The organism is Psychromonas hadalis ATCC BAA-638, assembly GCF_000420245.1.
GTDB lineage: Bacteria > Pseudomonadota > Gammaproteobacteria > Enterobacterales > Psychromonadaceae > Psychromonas > Psychromonas hadalis.
The window spans coordinates 12,051-28,629 of record NZ_ATUO01000031.1 but is presented as its reverse complement, the minus strand read 5'-3'; the positions used below and the strand labels follow the sequence as shown (position 1 = coordinate 28,629).

The window sequence follows — 16,579 nt, the reverse complement described above, 5'->3', positions numbered from 1 at the left end:
AGTCGGTGCAGCGGTTGGCGTAACAGTTGGTGCAGCGGTTGGCGTAACAGTTGGTGCAGCTGTTGGCGTAACAGTTGGTGCAGCGGTTGGCGTAATAGTCGGTGCAACGGTTGGCGTAACAGTCGGTGCAGCGGTTGGCGTAACAGTTGGTGCAGCGGTTGGCGTTGGCGTAACAACCGTGCCACTTGTTAGCTTCCAAACACCCCACTCACCAGTAGTACCAGGCTCTTGACCTTTAGTCCACCAGCCAGCAACATAAGTAGCACCGTTGTGCGTCACTTCATCACCCGTATTATAAGTGCTACCAGTAGCCCATGCATCGCCAGTAGAGGGTGGAGGAGTAACAACAGATGTAGGTTCAGCCGTTGGAGTAACTGTAGGTGTCGCAGTTGGAGCAGCTGTAGGCACAGGTGTTGCTGTCGGCGTTACAACACCACATTCAGCAGAAGTCCAAAACCAGGTTGCAGATGCACTTGGTGTTTCCCAAGTACCCGGATTATTTTGAGCTTCAAAACACTCACCTTGGTATGAAACAACGTCGCCGTTAGCAACTTTTGTTTTACCAGGAACAAACTCAGTAGTAGCCAGTGCTGAAGAGCTTGCAAACACACCGACACTTAATAAAGCAATTGATACCGCTTTTTTTGTTGGAGTAAATGTAAACATTTATATCTTCCTTGATTAAAATAAAGAGAACACTTAATCAAGCAGAGGAAGTTTAAAACATTGGAGTATAGATAAGGAGGAGGGTAATTAGACTAAAATAGATCTGCTTTAGTAAAAATTACGCTATCAAACATCTTCCTTGATTCCGATAGTTTTGTTGATTGTTAACTTAAAAACACTTCCTGTGCTTAATAAAAATATGAATTAACCCATTCAAGATACCCTTTGTAGAGGAGAAATCAAGTCAGATAAATGTCAAGTAGCGGGTTTTATCGTAAAAAGTAGAGCACAGTCTCTTTTTTGAATAATGACTTTCTGTTGCCCATTTTCTACCAATGTAGTATCGAAACAGCTATCTCCGAGCATATTCATAAATGGGAATCGTTTATACTAGACATCTAAAAATACTGCGCGTGCGAGGCAAGCTCGCTTGATAGCCTTTTAATGCCCTTCGTGGAAAGCTTTGCCTCTCGGCACCTGACTTTCCTGTAACGGCAAAGACTCGTGCGCCAAAGAAACCCATATATTTTCATTTGAACTTGATGTGTAGCTTTGATTGACACACTCAAAATCGAGATCAGTAGCGAGTAAGTCACTACAACCAAAAAATATTTTTATCGAACACTTACTGCGCTACAAAAACAGAACACCCCAACCTCTAATTGGCCATTACACCTTTTCAACATAACAACAAAATTCAAAGCAAAAAAAAGGCCACTGTTTGCAGTGGCCTTTCAATTTCAAACTGTTATTAGCAGATGAAAATAGGTTTACATCATACCGCCCATGCCACCCATATCAGGCATTGCCGGAGCGGATACTTCAACAGCGCGATCGGTGATCATACACTCAGTCGTGATCATCAGGCCAGCCACAGAAGCTGCAAATTGTAATGCGCTACGTGTTACTTTAGTCGGATCTAGAATACCCATCTCGATCATATCGCCATATTCACCCGTTGTTGCGTTGTAACCGTAGTTACCTTTACCTTTTTGTACATTGTTTGCTACCACAGACGCTTCTTCACCACAGTTTTCTACGATTTGACGAAGTGGCGCTTCCATTGCACGTAGTGCAACACGAATACCGACATTTTGGTCGTCATTATCACCTCTAAGATCTTGTAATAAACCAGCGACACGTACGAATGCAACACCACCACCAGCAACAACACCTTCTTCAACCGCTGCGCGTGTTGCGTGAAGAGCATCGTCTACACGGTCTTTTTTCTCTTTCATCTCAACTTCGGTTGCTGCGCCAACTTTAATAACCGCAACACCACCCGCTAGTTTAGCTGAACGCTCTTGAAGCTTCTCTTTATCGTAATCAGAGCTTGATGCTTCGATTTGTTGTTTGATTTGGCTAACACGTGCTTTGATAGTTGTCTCATCACCAATACCATCGATGATCGTGGTTTCGTCTTTGCTAATCACAACACGTTTTGCTTGACCTAAATCTTCAAGTTGTACTTTTTCAAGATCTAAACCAATCTCTTCGGAGATAACCGTACCTGCTGTTAAGATAGCAATATCTTGTAACATCGCTTTACGACGATCACCAAAACCAGGCGCTTTAACAGCTGCAACTTTAACGATGCCGCGCATATTATTAACAACTAATGTTGCTAACGCTTCACCTTCAACATCTTCCGCGATAATAAGTAACGGTTTAGATGCTTTAGCAACGGCTTCTAACGTTGGTAGTAGCTCACGGATATTACCGATTTTTTTATCAACTAATAAGATAAACGGCGTTTCAAGTTCAACCGTACCCGCTTCTTGGTTAGTCATAAAGTAAGGAGATAGGTATCCACGATCAAACTGCATACCTTCAACAACGTCTAGTTCATTTTCAAGACCTTGACCCTCTTCAACCGTGATAACGCCTTCGTTACCCACTTTTTGCATTGCGCTTGCAATGATCTCACCAATCTCAGTATCAGAGTTTGCAGAGATAGTACCTACTTGTGTGATCGCTTTTGTATCAGAACAAGGCGTCGATAATTTTTTTAGCTCAATCACGGCGGCTTTTACTGCTTTATCGATACCACGTTTTAAATCCATCGGGTTCATACCCGCGGCAACCGCTTTAAGACCTTCTGCGATAATTGACTGTGCAAGCACCGTTGCCGTTGTTGTTCCGTCACCGGCAGCATCATTCGTTTGTGAAGCAACTTCCTTCACCATTTGTGCGCCCATATTTTCAAACTTGTCTTCAAGTTCAATCTCTTTCGCAACGGTAACACCATCTTTAGTGATGTGTGGTGCGCCAAAACTTTTATCAATAACGACGTTACGACCTTTAGGGCCTAGCGTTACTTTTACAGCATCAGCTAATACGTTAACGCCCGCTAGCATTTTTAGACGAGAATCATTTCCAAATTTCACTTCTTTTACAGACATATTTTTTTCCTTTCTTTTATAAGTACCACTACGTGGCTTGCACGGCTGAAGCCGTACTTCCAAATTCTATTTATTCAACAATGGCTAAAATATCATTTTCACTTAAAATCAAAACTTCTTCACCGTCGATTTTTTCAGTTTTAATATTATAACCTTCACTGAAAATGACCATATCACCCACTTTTACGTCTAACGGGCGTACTTCACCATTTTCTAAGATACGGCCATTACCCACAGCGATAACTTCGCCACGTGTTGATTTTTCAGCTGCGCTACCTGTTAATACAATGCCTCCAGCCGATTTAGTTTCTTGCTCAGTGCGTTTTAAAATAATGCGATCATGTAATGGACGAATAGTCATTAGAGTTCCTTTAATGTAATGAACGGGGTTAATATTAACAAATAGATGGGGATGAACAATTGAGAATCAAGAGTAAATGAATCATTTTAAATAAAAAAATCCGTATTAAAAAATACGGATTGTAATTTTTTTGATGAAAAAGAAATTAACCTAGCCTAACATTACTTTTCGTTGCGACATTTCACTGATAATTTTATTAATTTCACTGACCACAATCATAATACTTTTTTCTTTTTTTTGATGTTGATACGCAACGACTTTTCCTTCAATAACTCTTAAACGACCTAAACCAACGATAAAGATACGACCATTGAAAAATCCTTTTACAAATTTTGCAATTTGGCGAGGCTGATATTTTTTAAAGCTTCTGAGTGTAATTGAACTTTTAATATCCACAATTAATCCTTTTTTTAATAACTAAATTCTTAGAGGCGCCTATATACCGTATTTTTATGATAAATTAATGAATTAAAAATAAATTTCAACCAAAATAATTGATTTAATAAGTTTAACCGACCTTTAAGCTGACTAAATTGTCAATCATGCGACTTTAATCAACAAAATCTATTTGTTATCATCTTTACGTTCAAACTCACCTTCAATCACATCGTTATCAATATTATTTTTGGAAAAACCAGAATGTGATGGCGAAAAACCACTCGACATTGTGGCGGGAGAAAACTTAACATTGGCTAAAATTGTTTTTGCGATAGCCCCTCGAATTGCAGGTTGTAATAACAATAAACCACACAAGTCAGTGACAAAACCCGGGGTGACCAATAATACGCCCGTAGTAATTAACATAATACCTTCAATAAGCTGTTGTCCTGGCATCTCACCTTTTGCTATACGTTGTTGTAGTTGTTGCAGCAACTGTAACCCTTGGCTACGTACCAGTGCAGAGCCAATCAGAGCGGTTACCACCACCAAACTAACCGTTGGCCAAGCACCTAAAAAGTTACCCACTTTTACAAGTACAAAAATTTCCAACAGTGAAACAGTCGTGAATAGAATAAATAATTTTGTAAACATAATGATTCCCAAATAAATACGTTATGCTTTAACTATATGGGCATTTTATGCCATTTTCAAGACTAACAGTTTAACAATACTTTCATCAAAATGGAAACCGACCCATTTTGGCTGACTTTTTCACCTGTAAGCGTTTGATTTATATTGGTATAAAATACCATTTTAAGCTTAAATAAAAATTGGCAAAGGTATTATTTAAATAAAGATAAAAATTAGTCCACGAATTTTTATAAAAGTTCATTATTTTATTTTCCAAATTTTAAGTAACAAGAAAACAGGCAATAACAATACCGCTGAAAGTAGAAACAGATCGCCTTGTAGCGACTCATAAGAGATCCCTGCAATGTAAGTAAACAGCGCCATCATCAATCCCAAAGCAATACCTGAATAAAGACTTTGGTAAGCAACTAGCTGTGATGATTTTTGTTGGCTAATATAACGAATGGCGGCCAAATGGGTAACCGCAAAAGTAAGGCCGTGAAATGTTTGTATCATCGCCAATAGAATAAAATTTTCTGTCATGGAAAAAGTGGCCCAACGAATAATCCCACCAATAAGTGCTAATAGTAACATCTGCTTAATAGACCAGTTACCAAACAGTTTACTGTTAAAACGAAAAATCAATACTTCAGCAAACACCCCAATTGTCCACAGCCAAGCGATACTGCTTCCCGATAAACCGACACTATCCCAGTAAATAGTACTAAACGCATAATAAGCACCGTGACTTCCCTGTATAAAACCCACAATTAATAGAAACAGTAACAGTTCTGGCTTTTTCAACATACGCCACAATGATGGTTTATGTTCTATTTTTTCTTTACTCTCATCCACTAGCGGCGGGGAGAGGTTTGCAAGTGTAAATGCCCACATGACGGCTGACATAAAAACAATCAGAGCCAGTATCGCCTGTAATCCAAAATCAACCACTAACCAACCAACAATGGTAGAGCCTGCAATAAAACTCAATGATCCCCATAAACGTACTCGACCATAATCAAGCTGAATCTGTTTGACTAATCGACTGCCTATAATATCCCCCAATGGCATCATTGGTGCCATCATGAAATTAATCAATAATGTTAATGTGGCGAGCCAAAGATACCCTTTAAGATAAAAGAGAGAGGCAAAGCAAAGCAGAATAATAAAAGCCAAAATACGAATCAATTTTAATGTCGCACTGCCCTTTGATACACGCGGCAATATTGTTAAACTACTGACAAAACGCAACACTAAACCAATAGAAAAAAGCAGTCCTACTTGCTCAGTGCTCACCCCCTGCCCCGTTAACCAGATCCCCCAAAACGGTAGGAAAACACCCCAGATAAAATAAAAGTTGATAAAATAAGTAGTGAGCCATGTTTTGGCGGAAAGTATAAACAAATGTAACCTCTGAAAAAAGAAAGGCTAGTTTTTGCAAACTAGCCTTATTTACCCGTGATACTTCAAGATACAAAGTCAGCAAGGTAACATAGGGATAAATAATAACCTTAATTTACAGGATCATGCGTAGCTATGATAGAGATCATAAACAGTTAATCCCACTTTTAATTCCTCTAAACTTGCATTACCAATATAACCAATACAGCGTGTTTCTCCTGCTAACAGAGTAAAGCTTGAATCGGTGAAACGCCCTTTCCCTTCATACTCTAAGTGAACAAAGAAAGCAGGATTTTTTGCTTTAATTTCCACTTTAATACCCAACTCATCTTGTAATACATCAATGCGTAACTCAGGATCAATAAATCGGCACTGCTTGGCTTTTGCTGTAAAATGCGTGTTGTCAAAACTAACTTCGTCATTAGCAAGCTTCACATAAAAGAAACCTTCATCTTCTCGCCCTGTTAATTTATCCATCGGCCAAGACCAGACTTTAACATTAGCATCCGCTTCAATGGTTGCATTTATCGTTTCTTGATGTAAAAGTTCACCAGACCATGATTGCCAAATTAACTCCCCACTAACATCACAACATTCACGTTTATCACTAACCACTTGTAAGCATAATGTTTGCTCAGACTTAACAAAAACCGCTAACAAAGGCGCAAAGAAACGTGCAGTTTGGTAATGAAGCTGTTTCCAGCGACCATCATATTCGATAGATGACCATGAACTCACTGGCCAACAGTCATTTAACTGCCAATATAAAATACCACGGTTAATCGGCTTAATCGCACGCCAGTATTCACTCGCGGTTTTAATTGCCACCGTTTGCTGTACTTGGCTCAGATATAACATCTGCTCAAAGCTTTTTGGAAAACGATAATAACGGGTAAACATCTCAGTAATAATTGAGTTACCACGGCCATTTTTTTGATGCCCTTCAAAAGAGGGAGAAGTAATATTCCAATCTTCGGTTGGTGCAAACTGTTTTACCGTCGGCAGTGAAGGCCATGATTGAAAACCAAACTCACTGCAAAAACGCGGGTTTACTGTGGTATAAGCATCAATCGACTTACCCGAATGCCAAACATCCCAATAATGCATATCGCCACAATTATCATCATGCCAAGCATCACCAAAATCAAGCTCTCCGTTACAAGGTGAACTTGCCCAGAAACGGCGACTGCTATCGGCATTTAATACCGCCTCTTCAAGCGCGCGGTTTAAACGATCATAATTAACCACATATTTTTCACGGTTTTTACGTGATTCAGGATACCAACCAATCGCACCAATCACTTCATTGTCACCACACCAGAGGGCGATACAGCTATGGTTACGCAGACGCTTTACTTGGTAATCGACCTCTTCAACGACATTTTCAACAAAATCACGGGTCGATGGGTAGAGCGCACAGGCAAACATCAAATCCTGCCACACTAATAGACCTAACTCATCACACAGTTCATAAAATATATCATGCTCATAAATACCACCGCCCCAAACCCGGATCATATTCATATTAGCAGCATGTGCATCGGTTAGCAGTTGACGATAACGTTGATCACTGTTTAACCCTGGCATCGCATCGAGCGGTATCCAATTCGCACCTTTTGCGCTAATAGGAAAACCATTCACCTCAAACAACATACTTGAGCCCGTTTCATCCTCTTCAGTAATTAAACGCAGTTCACGCAAGCCAATTTTTTTATTGATGCGTTGCCCATCAAGCTCAACACTCAAATCATAAAGATGTGCTTCACCATAACCTGCAGGCCACCAACGCTTTGCATCTTCAACAACAAAAGAGAACGGTTGGCTTTTGTGCTCAGGGTCTAATTGAGCGCTTAATTGCTGCCCTGAAAAATTCACCACCACCGTTTCGATATCATCCGTTAGCTTTTCAAATTCAATAGAAACGGTTAACTCACAGCGTTCTCCCTGCCAGCTTTGATCGGTTTGCACTGCAACTAAGCGTGTTTTTTGAATCGGCGTAAGGGTGATATCACCATAAACACCCGCAACTAAGAGACAAATACCCCAATCCCAACCTGAGTGACATTGTGCTTTACGCAATGTATTCATATGTGGGATCTGGTTATTGCCCACCGCCCAAGGGATTGGAAACGGTAGTTTCTCCGCTTCTGCTTTTGCTTCAAGGTCCGCGCGTTTTAATAGGATCTCAATGTTGTTAGACCCGACATTAACAAAGGGTAAAACATTAAGTTTTAATGCAACAAACATATTACGGCTGGTTGCCACACGTTGCCCATTAATTTTAATCTCTGCAATCGTATCTAAATATTCAATACAGAGATCTAAGCTTGCCACATCACACTGCTTAGCCGTTAACTCAAAATTACGATGTAATAACCATTCACATTCCCCTACCCACTGCACCTGTTTTTCATTGGTTGCCCAATAAGGAGATTCCATTTTCCCCGCTTTAATTAACGCATTATGCATATCACCAGGCAGGGTAATAGCGAGGTTATTAATATTTTTAGTTTGATCAAGGCAGTCAACTACCCACAAACCATTAAGGGAAAATGTCATATTTCACTCCAAATAAAAGTAAATAGATGATTCTATAACCAGAATAGATAAAATGACGAGGAGTTATTGAAGTAAACGAATAAATTGCTAGGAATTAACAAACCAATGAGATTCTGACTTAATTAAATTCGATATTACGCACTTGTACGCGCGTAGTGATTGAATGTTTATAGCTACTATCCGATTTTAGCTCTCCCTCTAAGACTATTTTTACACTACGGATGGTAGCGGATGCACTAGAAACTATATTTTCAGTAAAACTGAGGTGAGTAATGGTGATAAATTGATCATCAGATATATCCGTCCAACCTGATGTCGCACAAACCGCATTGGCAACCTTTCCAACGCCACTGCTAAATTCAATAGCATCGCTATTTAAACGAAATGCCATTTTATTTTCACTTTCGATAGCAGGTGTATTGTTATGATTATAATAATAAACAATGCAACTATTCGCCTTAACAATATGACTACTAACAGTAATATCAACATCATTAATATCAATGGTTTTATCCGCCCCCGCCCCGACTAAATAAGCGTTTTTCCCATAACCTGCACGGCGAATGTCCGTTTCCATCATGGCAATAATAGATTGCAAATCTGTACGCAGGCGAGAATATTTTAAACTTTTAGCCCCCGTTGAAACCCCTGTCACATATAAACCGATCACCATTGCGAGCAGCACAGAGCCTAACAACAGAGCAATCAATAATTCAACCAGTGAAAAACCTTTATTGCCTTTAAAACTGTGTTTAAGCTGACTTATTAACATTGCTTATATCCAAGTTGAGGGCCATTGGGGGTACAAATTCTAAGACGCATGGTAGATTGAATCACTTTCAGTTTATAACCGTTGTTATCCTTAAGGATAACACTACCTGCATTAACACTAAAACGCATCGGGTTGTAAGAAGCCTGCAATCCATTAAAGGTAATATCGTCTACAGAGGTAGAAACCAACTTACCATCACTTAACTCTGCTCTCTGCTGCAAACCATCTAATAAGCAACTATTATCAGTAAAACAATCACACGCACTCTGCTCGCTGAGTGCCATCATCCATCTGTCAGTTGTCCCTTGTTGACAAAAATGTACATACACTTTTTTATTATATTTAACCGATTGAGAATTCGCTAAACGTAAAAACTGATACAGTCTTTCACCACTTGCTGTCAACGCTTGGTGTGCAAATAAACGGTTATAACTTTGGCTAGCCACTGAGATTAAAATCATCAAGACCGCCATTGATATTAATAGTTCAATCAACGTAAAAGCAGATTGCTTTTGCATTAGATAGCTTTTAACTCTTTTTCAATGGCGCGATAACGTTTACCAGAAAGCTCATCTAATTGATTGGCTTCAATCACATTAATACAATGTTTAGCAACACGCTTCTTAACTGGAAATGACTCATTAGGTGGCCAGCCTTTGGTCATCGATTGCCCTAAGTTGAGTGCTAATTGTACGTTGTTGGGCATTATTTCATGCGCTTCTAAGAAAACGGTACTTGAAGCGGGATATAAACCACTTTTAAAGAGTTTGATCCCCTGCTCATTCAATGCAAGTAATTTAGCAATTTTATCCTTTGTCTCTTTTTCTACTTTTTTAACGACTAACAACTCACTCATCATCTCAATACTATTATCGTTTTCTGGTAGATCAATTAATGCCATTATCTCATCATATTTTTCATAGTTACCTAACTCAAACCACGCTTTTGCGAGTGCTAAACCACTGTCTCGCCCACAACTAATCACCATTTCCACATCAACATCATGCAGTGACTCAGCCGCACTTTTAAGTAATTTTTTCATCACCATAATACGTGTAAACACCACTTTTTCTAATTCATGAAAACGATCTTTATCAAAACGTAATGAGGCACTTTTCAAAATGGCTTGCGTTTGTGAAAATACTTTAGCTTGTTGCAACTCATTACTTGCTGTAACTTTATCTAAGATACAATGAATATAGTTAAAATGGTGCTTAATATGCTCATGCACGGAAAATCGCGTATTGTCTAATACTGTTTTAAAGCAACGCTGTGCAATCTCCCAGTCTCCCTCAAGTAATGATAGGTTCGCAAGCGCACGTTGCCGAGGGATATTTTTAGGGGATAACTTAACCGACTCAACCAAAATTTCTTTCGCTTGAGAGTAACACTCGCGCTGTGCATAGATACTCGATAGCCAATTGAGTGCTTCAATGCGTGTTTCAGGTAATTCACAAAGCTCATTTAATATTTTTGCTGAGTTTGTGTAGTCTCCAAGATGGTAATAAGCGATCGCTTTACCTAATTTCGCCCACGAAAAATCACGAAATTCTAAAATTGAATCATATAAGTCGAATGCAGATTGTGGCTGGTGTAAATTAAGTAAAACTTCACCTTTAAGACGGGTAATAGATAAACTGTATTTATGATTCCCTTTAGAGGCTTTACCACACTCATAAAGCGCTTTTTTATAATCTTTAACCGCGAGGCTATCATAAATACCTCCCAACACTTTTCGCTTTTCAAGCGCCCGCACTAAGCGAGCTTCTAATGTTTTATAGGAGAAAGGTTTTAATAGGTAATCATCAGGTTGTAACTCAACTAAACCATGCACCACTTGCAATGCGGTTTCAGCGCTAATTAAGATAAATACCGTACTGGGTTTCATTAAATCTCGTAGTTTCAACTCTTCAAAAAGTTGGTAACCATCTTTACCTTTACCAAGATTAAAATCACACAATATAAAATCGAATTGAGCTACTTCACACAACTCTAGTGCCCGATCACCATTACTGGCAATGGCAATGTCTTTACAACCTAACATTTGTAACATGCCTTTTACCGCACTACGAATTGTGTCGATATCATCAACAACCAATACTGATTGAGTCGAAAAGAAGTTAGCTGGTAATGCCATAACGATAAATGCCTACAAATTGAGAGGTTAAATATTTAGCTTAGTTGAATGAATATTTTTTGCTAATCAAATCAGTGATTAAAAATCACTTCTTTTAAAAATAAACTATTTGCTTAATAAAACTGCAATATTTATTGAGTATGGTTTAACCATCCCATCAATAGGGCAACTTAATAGAGTGAGAGTGGAATATGCAAATGCACAACATTGAGACGCAGATAATTAATGAAGAGTCGCTATTTTTCATTTCGAATAAAAAACCAACTCGCACACGAAAATGGCGTGAAATAGAGGAAATTAAAGCAAAACAACGTCTCAGTAGAGAGTTGCGTGAGATAGATCAAAGCTTTGTTTTTTCGATGACTGATTTAGTTTAAAAAACAACTCGCTATAAATAAAAAAACACATTAATAGATGTGTTTTTTATTTATAGCGAACAGTTTATTTATTACACCTGAAACAATGACTCGATAGAGAGGCCTTGTTGCGACAGTACATCACGTAAACATTTCAATGCTTCTACCTGAATTTGACGCACACGCTCACGGGTTAACCCGATCTCTTTACCCACATTTTCAAGTGTTGCAGCTTCATAACCTAACAAACCAAAGCGCCTTGCTAATACTTCACGTTGTTTAGGGTTGAGATCTTCTAACCAATCCACAATACGCAGTTTCATATCATTATCTTGTAACTCATGCTCTGGTGTTGCTTCTTTACGATCGGGAATAATATCAAGTAACTCTTTATCGGAATTATTACCGATGGGGGTATCAACAGAACTAATGCGCTCGTTGAGTTTTAGTATTTTAGACACCTCTTTTGCAGGTACATCAAGTTCTTTGGCAATATCTTCCGCTGTCGGCTCATGGTCAAGCTTATGAGCAAGTTCACGCGCAGTCCTTAGATACACATTGAGTTTTTTTACAATATGTATAGGGAGGCGAATAGTACGAGTTTGGTTCATTATCGCACGTTCAATGGTTTGTCTGATCCACCATGTGGCATAAGTAGAAAAACGAAAGCCTTTTTCAGGGTCAAACTTCTCAACAGCACGGATAAGTCCTAAATTCCCCTCTTCAACAAGATCTAACAATGATAAACCACGGTTATTATAACGACGCGAGATTTTCACTACTAAGCGTAAGTTACTCTCAATCATACGCTTGCGTGATACTTCATCACCGCGTAACGAACGCCTTGCGTAATAAACCTCTTCTGGAGCGGTTAAAAGTGGAGAGAAACCTATTTCCCCAAGATAAAGTTGCGTTGCATCCATCACCTTCGTATCGGCACTACTTATATGAGTAATTACCTTATTTTCTGCCCCCTTTAATGCCGGTTTTTTCTTCCCTTTGGCCAATTTACTTTTCTTGGCTTCTGCCATTTTTAATGCTCCCTTTACGACACTGATACTGTTTTTATCTGTTGAACTTTTTAATGCATAATGAACCATAACTTACCCCTTTCAAGATACCTGATTTTTATGACACAATAATGAAGGATAATTACCTTTTAGGTAAATAACGCAATGGATCCACCGATTTCCCTCGATAACGGATCTCAAAATGAAGGTGGACATGATCGCTACCACTATCACCCATTATTGCTATTTTTTGGCCCCTCTTTATTTGCTCATTTTCACCAACTAATAGTGTTTCGTTATGTGCATAAGCGCTTAAGTAATCGTAATTATGTTTAATAATAATCAAATTACCGTATCCTCGTAATCCACTACCGGCATACACCACTTTCCCAGATGCTGATGCAATAATAGAGCTCCCTCGCTTACTCACAATGCTGATACCTTGCATGCCAGCTTGCGATGCCGAAAATCGTTTGGTTAATTTACCTTTTACAGGCCAAGACCAACCGCTTACTTTTGCATTTTTTATTTTTTTATTTTTTTTTGCAATAGTTTTTTTATCGGTTTCATTAGCAGAGTATGCCTTTGTCTTTTTCTGAGCAACCTCCACTGAGTTGTTTTTATTGCAGTTTTGAGCTGTGCAGTCTGACTTGCCCTTTTTATTTACATTTTGGGAAGGTAGATCACCTTTACTGTTTTCTTTTTTTGCAGAGAGACGCTTATCAGACGTTAACTGTAATACTTGCCCCTTACGAATCAAGTAAGGTGCCTTAAGCCCGTTATGTTGAATAAGTGAATTGACATTCCCTCCCGTTTTCCATGCAATGCCATATAAGGTATCACCTTTTTTGACGGTGTAAGTTTTTTGACTCACAACTTTACTAGCAATTTTAGGTCCAGTTTTATTATTATTTTTCAGAGTAATATCAGTAACGGGGGCTCGCCCCCCTGAAGAGGAGCAAGCAAGCAAACTTGAAATGCATAAAAAGAGTAATACGAGGCGGAAAAACATTAGTACTTAAGTATAAAATAAGCAATGATAACAATTAAAATAGTTGCCCAGCCTAAATTATCAATATATTTACTCAACTTCGCTTCCATCTTTTCTCCCCCCATCACCATTAATCCAGACACTAAAAAGAAACGTAAACCACGCCCCACTAAAGCGGTTAATATAAAAGGCAAGAATGCCATGCTCATTACCCCTGCGGTAATAGTAAATACTTTAAAGGGGATAGGGGTAAAACTGGCAATAAAAATCACCATTATACCCCATTTGGTAAACCAATCTTGTGCCACTTCCATTTTCCCTTGATAAGACATAAATTCGATAAAAGGCACTACTACCGGATCATACAGGGCATGACCAATGTAATAACCCACCCCTCCCCCTAATACGGAAAAAATAGTTGCCCCTAAGGCAAAACGCCATGCAAGTTTGGGCTTAGCAAGTGCCATCGGAGCAAGCATAATATCCACAGGGATAGGCCAAAAAATAGACTCGACAAAGGCGGTAATATAAAGGTAATAATGGGCATGTTTATGTTTTGACCAAAGCATTACTTTGGCATAAAGAGGAGAAAATATTTTCACGATAATTATCGTCCATATTTAAAAAGTTAAAGGTTTAAAATCAGTCTGTACTGCTAACAACTTAATCAAGCCAAGCAGTTAAAGTATTAAGCTGCTCCGTCGCGGTAAGGTCAATTTTCAAGGGAGTAATCGAAACATATCCCTGCTCAATGGCATGAAAATCAGTTCCTTCTCCTGCGTCGGCTATTTTCCCTGGCGGGCCAACCCAAAAAATTTCTCGTCCACGGGGATCAACGCCTTTTTCAATCATCTCTGCTTGGTGGCGCTTTCCTAAGCGAGTGATTTTAATCCCTTTTATCTGTTCAAAAGGCAGGTCTGGTACATTAACATTAAGCACTTGATTTTGTGGTAAAGGTTCACTTAATAGCTTTTTAACCAGCAACTTAGCGTATAAAGCAGCACTTTGATAGTGCCTTTTACCCGCCAATGAGACTGCCATTGCAGGAAGTCCTAAAAAACGCCCTTCCATAGCGGCAGCAACAGTACCAGAGTAGAGAACATCATCCCCCATATTAGCACCGGCATTGATGCCCGATACCACCATTTGAGGCGGACATTCACACAGTTCATTAAGGGCAAGGTGTACACAATCTGTTGGTGTACCACTTACCGATGTAAAACCATTACTCAGCAGTTGAATGCGCAGTGGGTTTTCAAGCGTTAGCGCATTACTTGCACCACTGTGATTTCTATCAGGTGCAACCACCGTTACCTCTGAGATTGATTTTAATGATTGATATAACGCTTCTAATCCAGGCGCATAAACACCATCATCATTACTGATCAATAAACTCATTGTATTAGCTCTCTTAATACCGTGGTGGCATAACACCCTGATGGTAAATAAAAGTTAATACAGACCGTTTTTTCATCAAGCCAATCTGCTGACAGTTGCTCTGGCTTTAAGAGTAATGGGCGACGCTCCTGCCGTAAACCATTTTTAGCGAGTCCTGCCTGTAATTCAGGGTAATGTTTTAAACTCTCCGTTTCATAGTGTTTAGCGTCTGATTCACAAGTAAGTTCTCCCTCTCCCCATAAAGGCGCAGTAAGACAAATTTCGCGAGATTGTAAACGCTGTAAGCTATGCGACTTAAGATCGGGAAGTACAAAGAAGGAACGATTTCCCACAAATTGTACACAATCACCTAAAAGAGGCTGACTAGATAAATTATCTGCCACACGACGAGAAACAACTTGGTTAAAAAGATAACTGCGTGCGGCACTTAAATAGATGCCTCGTTTGAATCTATCTTTAATTTTCCGCCCTGCAAATAGGGTTAATGCAGCATTAATATTAAAACCACCAAAACCAAAACGTTGTTCTCCAAAGTAATTAGGCACTCCCTCTTGCACTTTCAGTAACGCTTCCTCAAATGCCTGTTTATCACTAATTTCACGCAGTGTAATGGAGAAGTAGTTACCCGCTAACGCTCCTATTTTTATCTTTTTATGGTGGCGGATCACTTTATGAATAGTGACGCCTGGTGATTCAAACAGACTAAAATCGGGTGTGATTTTTCCCGGGATGTGTAATGAAAACCACTGCCAAGTATCACCCTGCCTATCTTTAAGGCCTGCATAACTGACATTACGGGCAAGGATATCGGCAAATTTAGCTAACTGGCGTGCTAAATACTGGGTATTTTCACCCACCTTTTGAATCCATAAACAAACATGTTCACCCTCTCCTGTTAATTCAAACCCTAGATCTTCCTTAACGATAAAGTCTTCACAGCGCTGTTTATAAATACCTGTGCTTTTAGGTTTCCCATATAAAAAATTAAAATCTAAACTAAAAACTTGTTTCTGCTCTTCGATACGACTCATTTAACACTCTTTTTTTAATAGCAGTACCACAGCATGTGTAGCAATACCTTCACTGCGCCCAATACAACCTAATTTCTCTGTGGTGGTTGCTTTGACATTTACATTTTCAACTTTTGTCTCTAATAAAGAGGCAATTTCACTACGCATCGCTTGAATATGCGGGGCCATTTTAGGGTTTTCAGCAACAATAGTCAGATCAATGTTGCCTATTTTATAGCCCTTGGTAAACGCATGATGAAACACCTCTTTTAATAATTGACGACTATCAATACCGGCATATTTTTCATCATTATCGGGAAAATGATTACCGATATCACCGAGTGCTAATGCCCCTAAAATAGCATCACATAACGCATGTAATGCCACATCTCCATCTGAATGTGCTATCAAACCTTGCATATAGGGAATTTTAATTCCACCAATGGTGATAGGGCCCTGCCCACCAAATTTATGTACATCAAAACCATGACCAATACGGATCATC

General features: G+C 39.1%; 17 protein-coding genes. 1 reads left to right on the top strand and 16 read right to left on the bottom strand.

Translation table 11 applies throughout. From position 1 onward, the window contains the following. The 10 genes from G322_RS0105905 to G322_RS24505 form a co-directional block, all read right to left on the bottom strand. On the bottom strand, positions 1-666 hold a 666-nt coding region (locus G322_RS0105905), incomplete at its 3' end, for a carbohydrate-binding protein (protein WP_028866445.1). Positions 667-1,436: 770 nt separating this feature from the next. Then, complete coding sequence (gene groL / locus G322_RS0105900; RefSeq protein ID WP_022940886.1) at positions 1,437-3,068, bottom strand: chaperonin GroEL; 1,632 nt, start codon at positions 3,066-3,068, stop codon at positions 1,437-1,439. 70 nt (positions 3,069-3,138) lie between these two features. Continuing rightward, complete coding sequence (locus G322_RS0105895; RefSeq protein WP_022940885.1) at positions 3,139-3,429, bottom strand: co-chaperone GroES; 291 nt, start codon at positions 3,427-3,429, stop codon at positions 3,139-3,141. 150 nt (positions 3,430-3,579) lie between these two features. Next, positions 3,580-3,825, bottom strand: coding sequence for a DUF1107 family protein (locus G322_RS0105890; protein ID WP_022940884.1), 246 nt, complete (start codon positions 3,823-3,825; stop codon positions 3,580-3,582). Positions 3,826-3,993: 168 nt separating this feature from the next. Continuing rightward, positions 3,994-4,461 carry an FxsA family protein gene (locus G322_RS0105885; RefSeq protein ID WP_022940883.1) on the bottom strand — a complete coding sequence of 156 codons (468 nt, stop codon included), beginning with the start codon at positions 4,459-4,461 and terminating at the stop codon, positions 3,994-3,996. Between the two features lie 240 nt (positions 4,462-4,701). Then, on the bottom strand, positions 4,702-5,844 hold the full coding sequence (locus G322_RS0105880; RefSeq protein ID WP_022940882.1) for a 3-phenylpropionate MFS transporter: 1,143 nt from the start codon (positions 5,842-5,844) through the stop codon (positions 4,702-4,704). A 120-nt stretch (positions 5,845-5,964) separates the two neighbouring features. After that, on the bottom strand, positions 5,965-8,400 hold the full coding sequence (locus G322_RS0105875; RefSeq protein ID WP_022940881.1) for a glycoside hydrolase family 2 protein: 2,436 nt from the start codon (positions 8,398-8,400) through the stop codon (positions 5,965-5,967). Between the two features lie 118 nt (positions 8,401-8,518). Then, positions 8,519-9,172: a prepilin-type N-terminal cleavage/methylation domain-containing protein gene (locus G322_RS0105870; protein WP_022940880.1), complete on the bottom strand. Its 654-nt coding sequence runs from the start codon at positions 9,170-9,172 to the stop codon at positions 8,519-8,521. After that, entirely contained in the window at positions 9,166-9,690 is a 525-nt protein-coding gene (locus G322_RS0105865) for a GspH/FimT family pseudopilin (RefSeq protein ID WP_022940879.1), read from the bottom strand. The genes G322_RS0105870 and G322_RS0105865 overlap by 7 nt, the downstream gene beginning before the upstream one ends. Then, a complete protein-coding gene (locus tag G322_RS24505) occupies positions 9,690-11,309 on the bottom strand; it encodes a tetratricopeptide repeat-containing response regulator (RefSeq protein WP_022940878.1) in 1,620 nt (539 codons plus the stop codon). Before G322_RS24505 ends, G322_RS0105865 begins: the two co-directional genes overlap by 1 nt. Positions 11,310-11,506: 197 nt before the next feature. On the opposite strand from G322_RS24505, the gene G322_RS0105855 reads away from it, so the two are divergent. Then, complete coding sequence (locus G322_RS0105855) at positions 11,507-11,686, top strand: DUF3545 family protein (protein ID WP_022940877.1); 180 nt, start codon at positions 11,507-11,509, stop codon at positions 11,684-11,686. A gap of 71 nt (positions 11,687-11,757) precedes the next feature. Here G322_RS0105855 and rpoS read toward each other — a convergent pair whose 3' ends face one another. The 6 genes from rpoS to ispF all read right to left on the bottom strand — a co-directional run bounded on the left by rpoS (position 11,758) and on the right by ispF (position 16,578). Further along, on the bottom strand, positions 11,758-12,696 hold the full coding sequence (rpoS, locus tag G322_RS0105850; protein ID WP_084683689.1) for an RNA polymerase sigma factor RpoS: 939 nt from the start codon (positions 12,694-12,696) through the stop codon (positions 11,758-11,760). A 121-nt stretch (positions 12,697-12,817) separates the two neighbouring features. Next, positions 12,818-13,549, bottom strand: coding sequence for a peptidoglycan DD-metalloendopeptidase family protein (locus G322_RS0105845; RefSeq protein ID WP_245542284.1), 732 nt, complete (start codon positions 13,547-13,549; stop codon positions 12,818-12,820). A gap of 137 nt (positions 13,550-13,686) precedes the next feature. After that, positions 13,687-14,268, bottom strand: coding sequence for a YqaA family protein (locus tag G322_RS0105840; protein ID WP_022940874.1), 582 nt, complete (start codon positions 14,266-14,268; stop codon positions 13,687-13,689). Between the two features lie 61 nt (positions 14,269-14,329). Further along, positions 14,330-15,064, bottom strand: coding sequence for a 5'/3'-nucleotidase SurE (gene surE / locus G322_RS0105835; RefSeq protein WP_022940873.1), 735 nt, complete (start codon positions 15,062-15,064; stop codon positions 14,330-14,332). Further along, positions 15,061-16,095, bottom strand: coding sequence for a tRNA pseudouridine(13) synthase TruD (gene truD / locus G322_RS0105830; RefSeq protein ID WP_022940872.1), 1,035 nt, complete (start codon positions 16,093-16,095; stop codon positions 15,061-15,063). Before truD ends, surE begins: the two co-directional genes overlap by 4 nt. Further along, positions 16,096-16,578 (bottom strand): 2-C-methyl-D-erythritol 2,4-cyclodiphosphate synthase, encoded by a 483-nt coding sequence (ispF, locus tag G322_RS0105825; protein ID WP_022940871.1) that lies wholly within the window; start codon positions 16,576-16,578, stop codon positions 16,096-16,098. Position 16,579: the final 1 nt, after the last annotated feature.

Excerpts from the sequence above, each read along its gene's own strand:
- groL (WP_022940886.1), bottom strand. The coding sequence starts at position 3,068 with ATGTCTGTAAAAGAAGTGAAATTTGGAAATGATTCTCGTCTAAAAATG.
- G322_RS0105895 (WP_022940885.1), bottom strand. The coding sequence starts at position 3,429 with ATGACTATTCGTCCATTACATGATCGCATTATTTTAAAACGCACTGAG.
- G322_RS0105885 (WP_022940883.1), bottom strand. The coding sequence starts at position 4,461 with ATGTTTACAAAATTATTTATTCTATTCACGACTGTTTCACTGTTGGAA.
- G322_RS0105875 (WP_022940881.1), bottom strand. The coding sequence starts at position 8,400 with ATGACATTTTCCCTTAATGGTTTGTGGGTAGTTGACTGCCTTGATCAA.
- G322_RS0105870 (WP_022940880.1), bottom strand. The coding sequence starts at position 9,172 with ATGTTAATAAGTCAGCTTAAACACAGTTTTAAAGGCAATAAAGGTTTT.
- G322_RS0105865 (WP_022940879.1), bottom strand. The coding sequence starts at position 9,690 with ATGCAAAAGCAATCTGCTTTTACGTTGATTGAACTATTAATATCAATG.
- G322_RS24505 (WP_022940878.1), bottom strand. The coding sequence starts at position 11,309 with ATGGCATTACCAGCTAACTTCTTTTCGACTCAATCAGTATTGGTTGTT.
- G322_RS0105855 (WP_022940877.1), top strand. The coding sequence starts at position 11,507 with ATGCACAACATTGAGACGCAGATAATTAATGAAGAGTCGCTATTTTTC.
- rpoS (WP_084683689.1), bottom strand. The coding sequence starts at position 12,696 with ATGGCAGAAGCCAAGAAAAGTAAATTGGCCAAAGGGAAGAAAAAACCG.
- surE (WP_022940873.1), bottom strand. The coding sequence starts at position 15,064 with ATGAGTTTATTGATCAGTAATGATGATGGTGTTTATGCGCCTGGATTA.
- truD (WP_022940872.1), bottom strand. The coding sequence starts at position 16,095 with ATGAGTCGTATCGAAGAGCAGAAACAAGTTTTTAGTTTAGATTTTAAT.
- ispF (WP_022940871.1), bottom strand. The coding sequence starts at position 16,578 with ATGATCCGTATTGGTCATGGTTTTGATGTACATAAATTTGGTGGGCAG.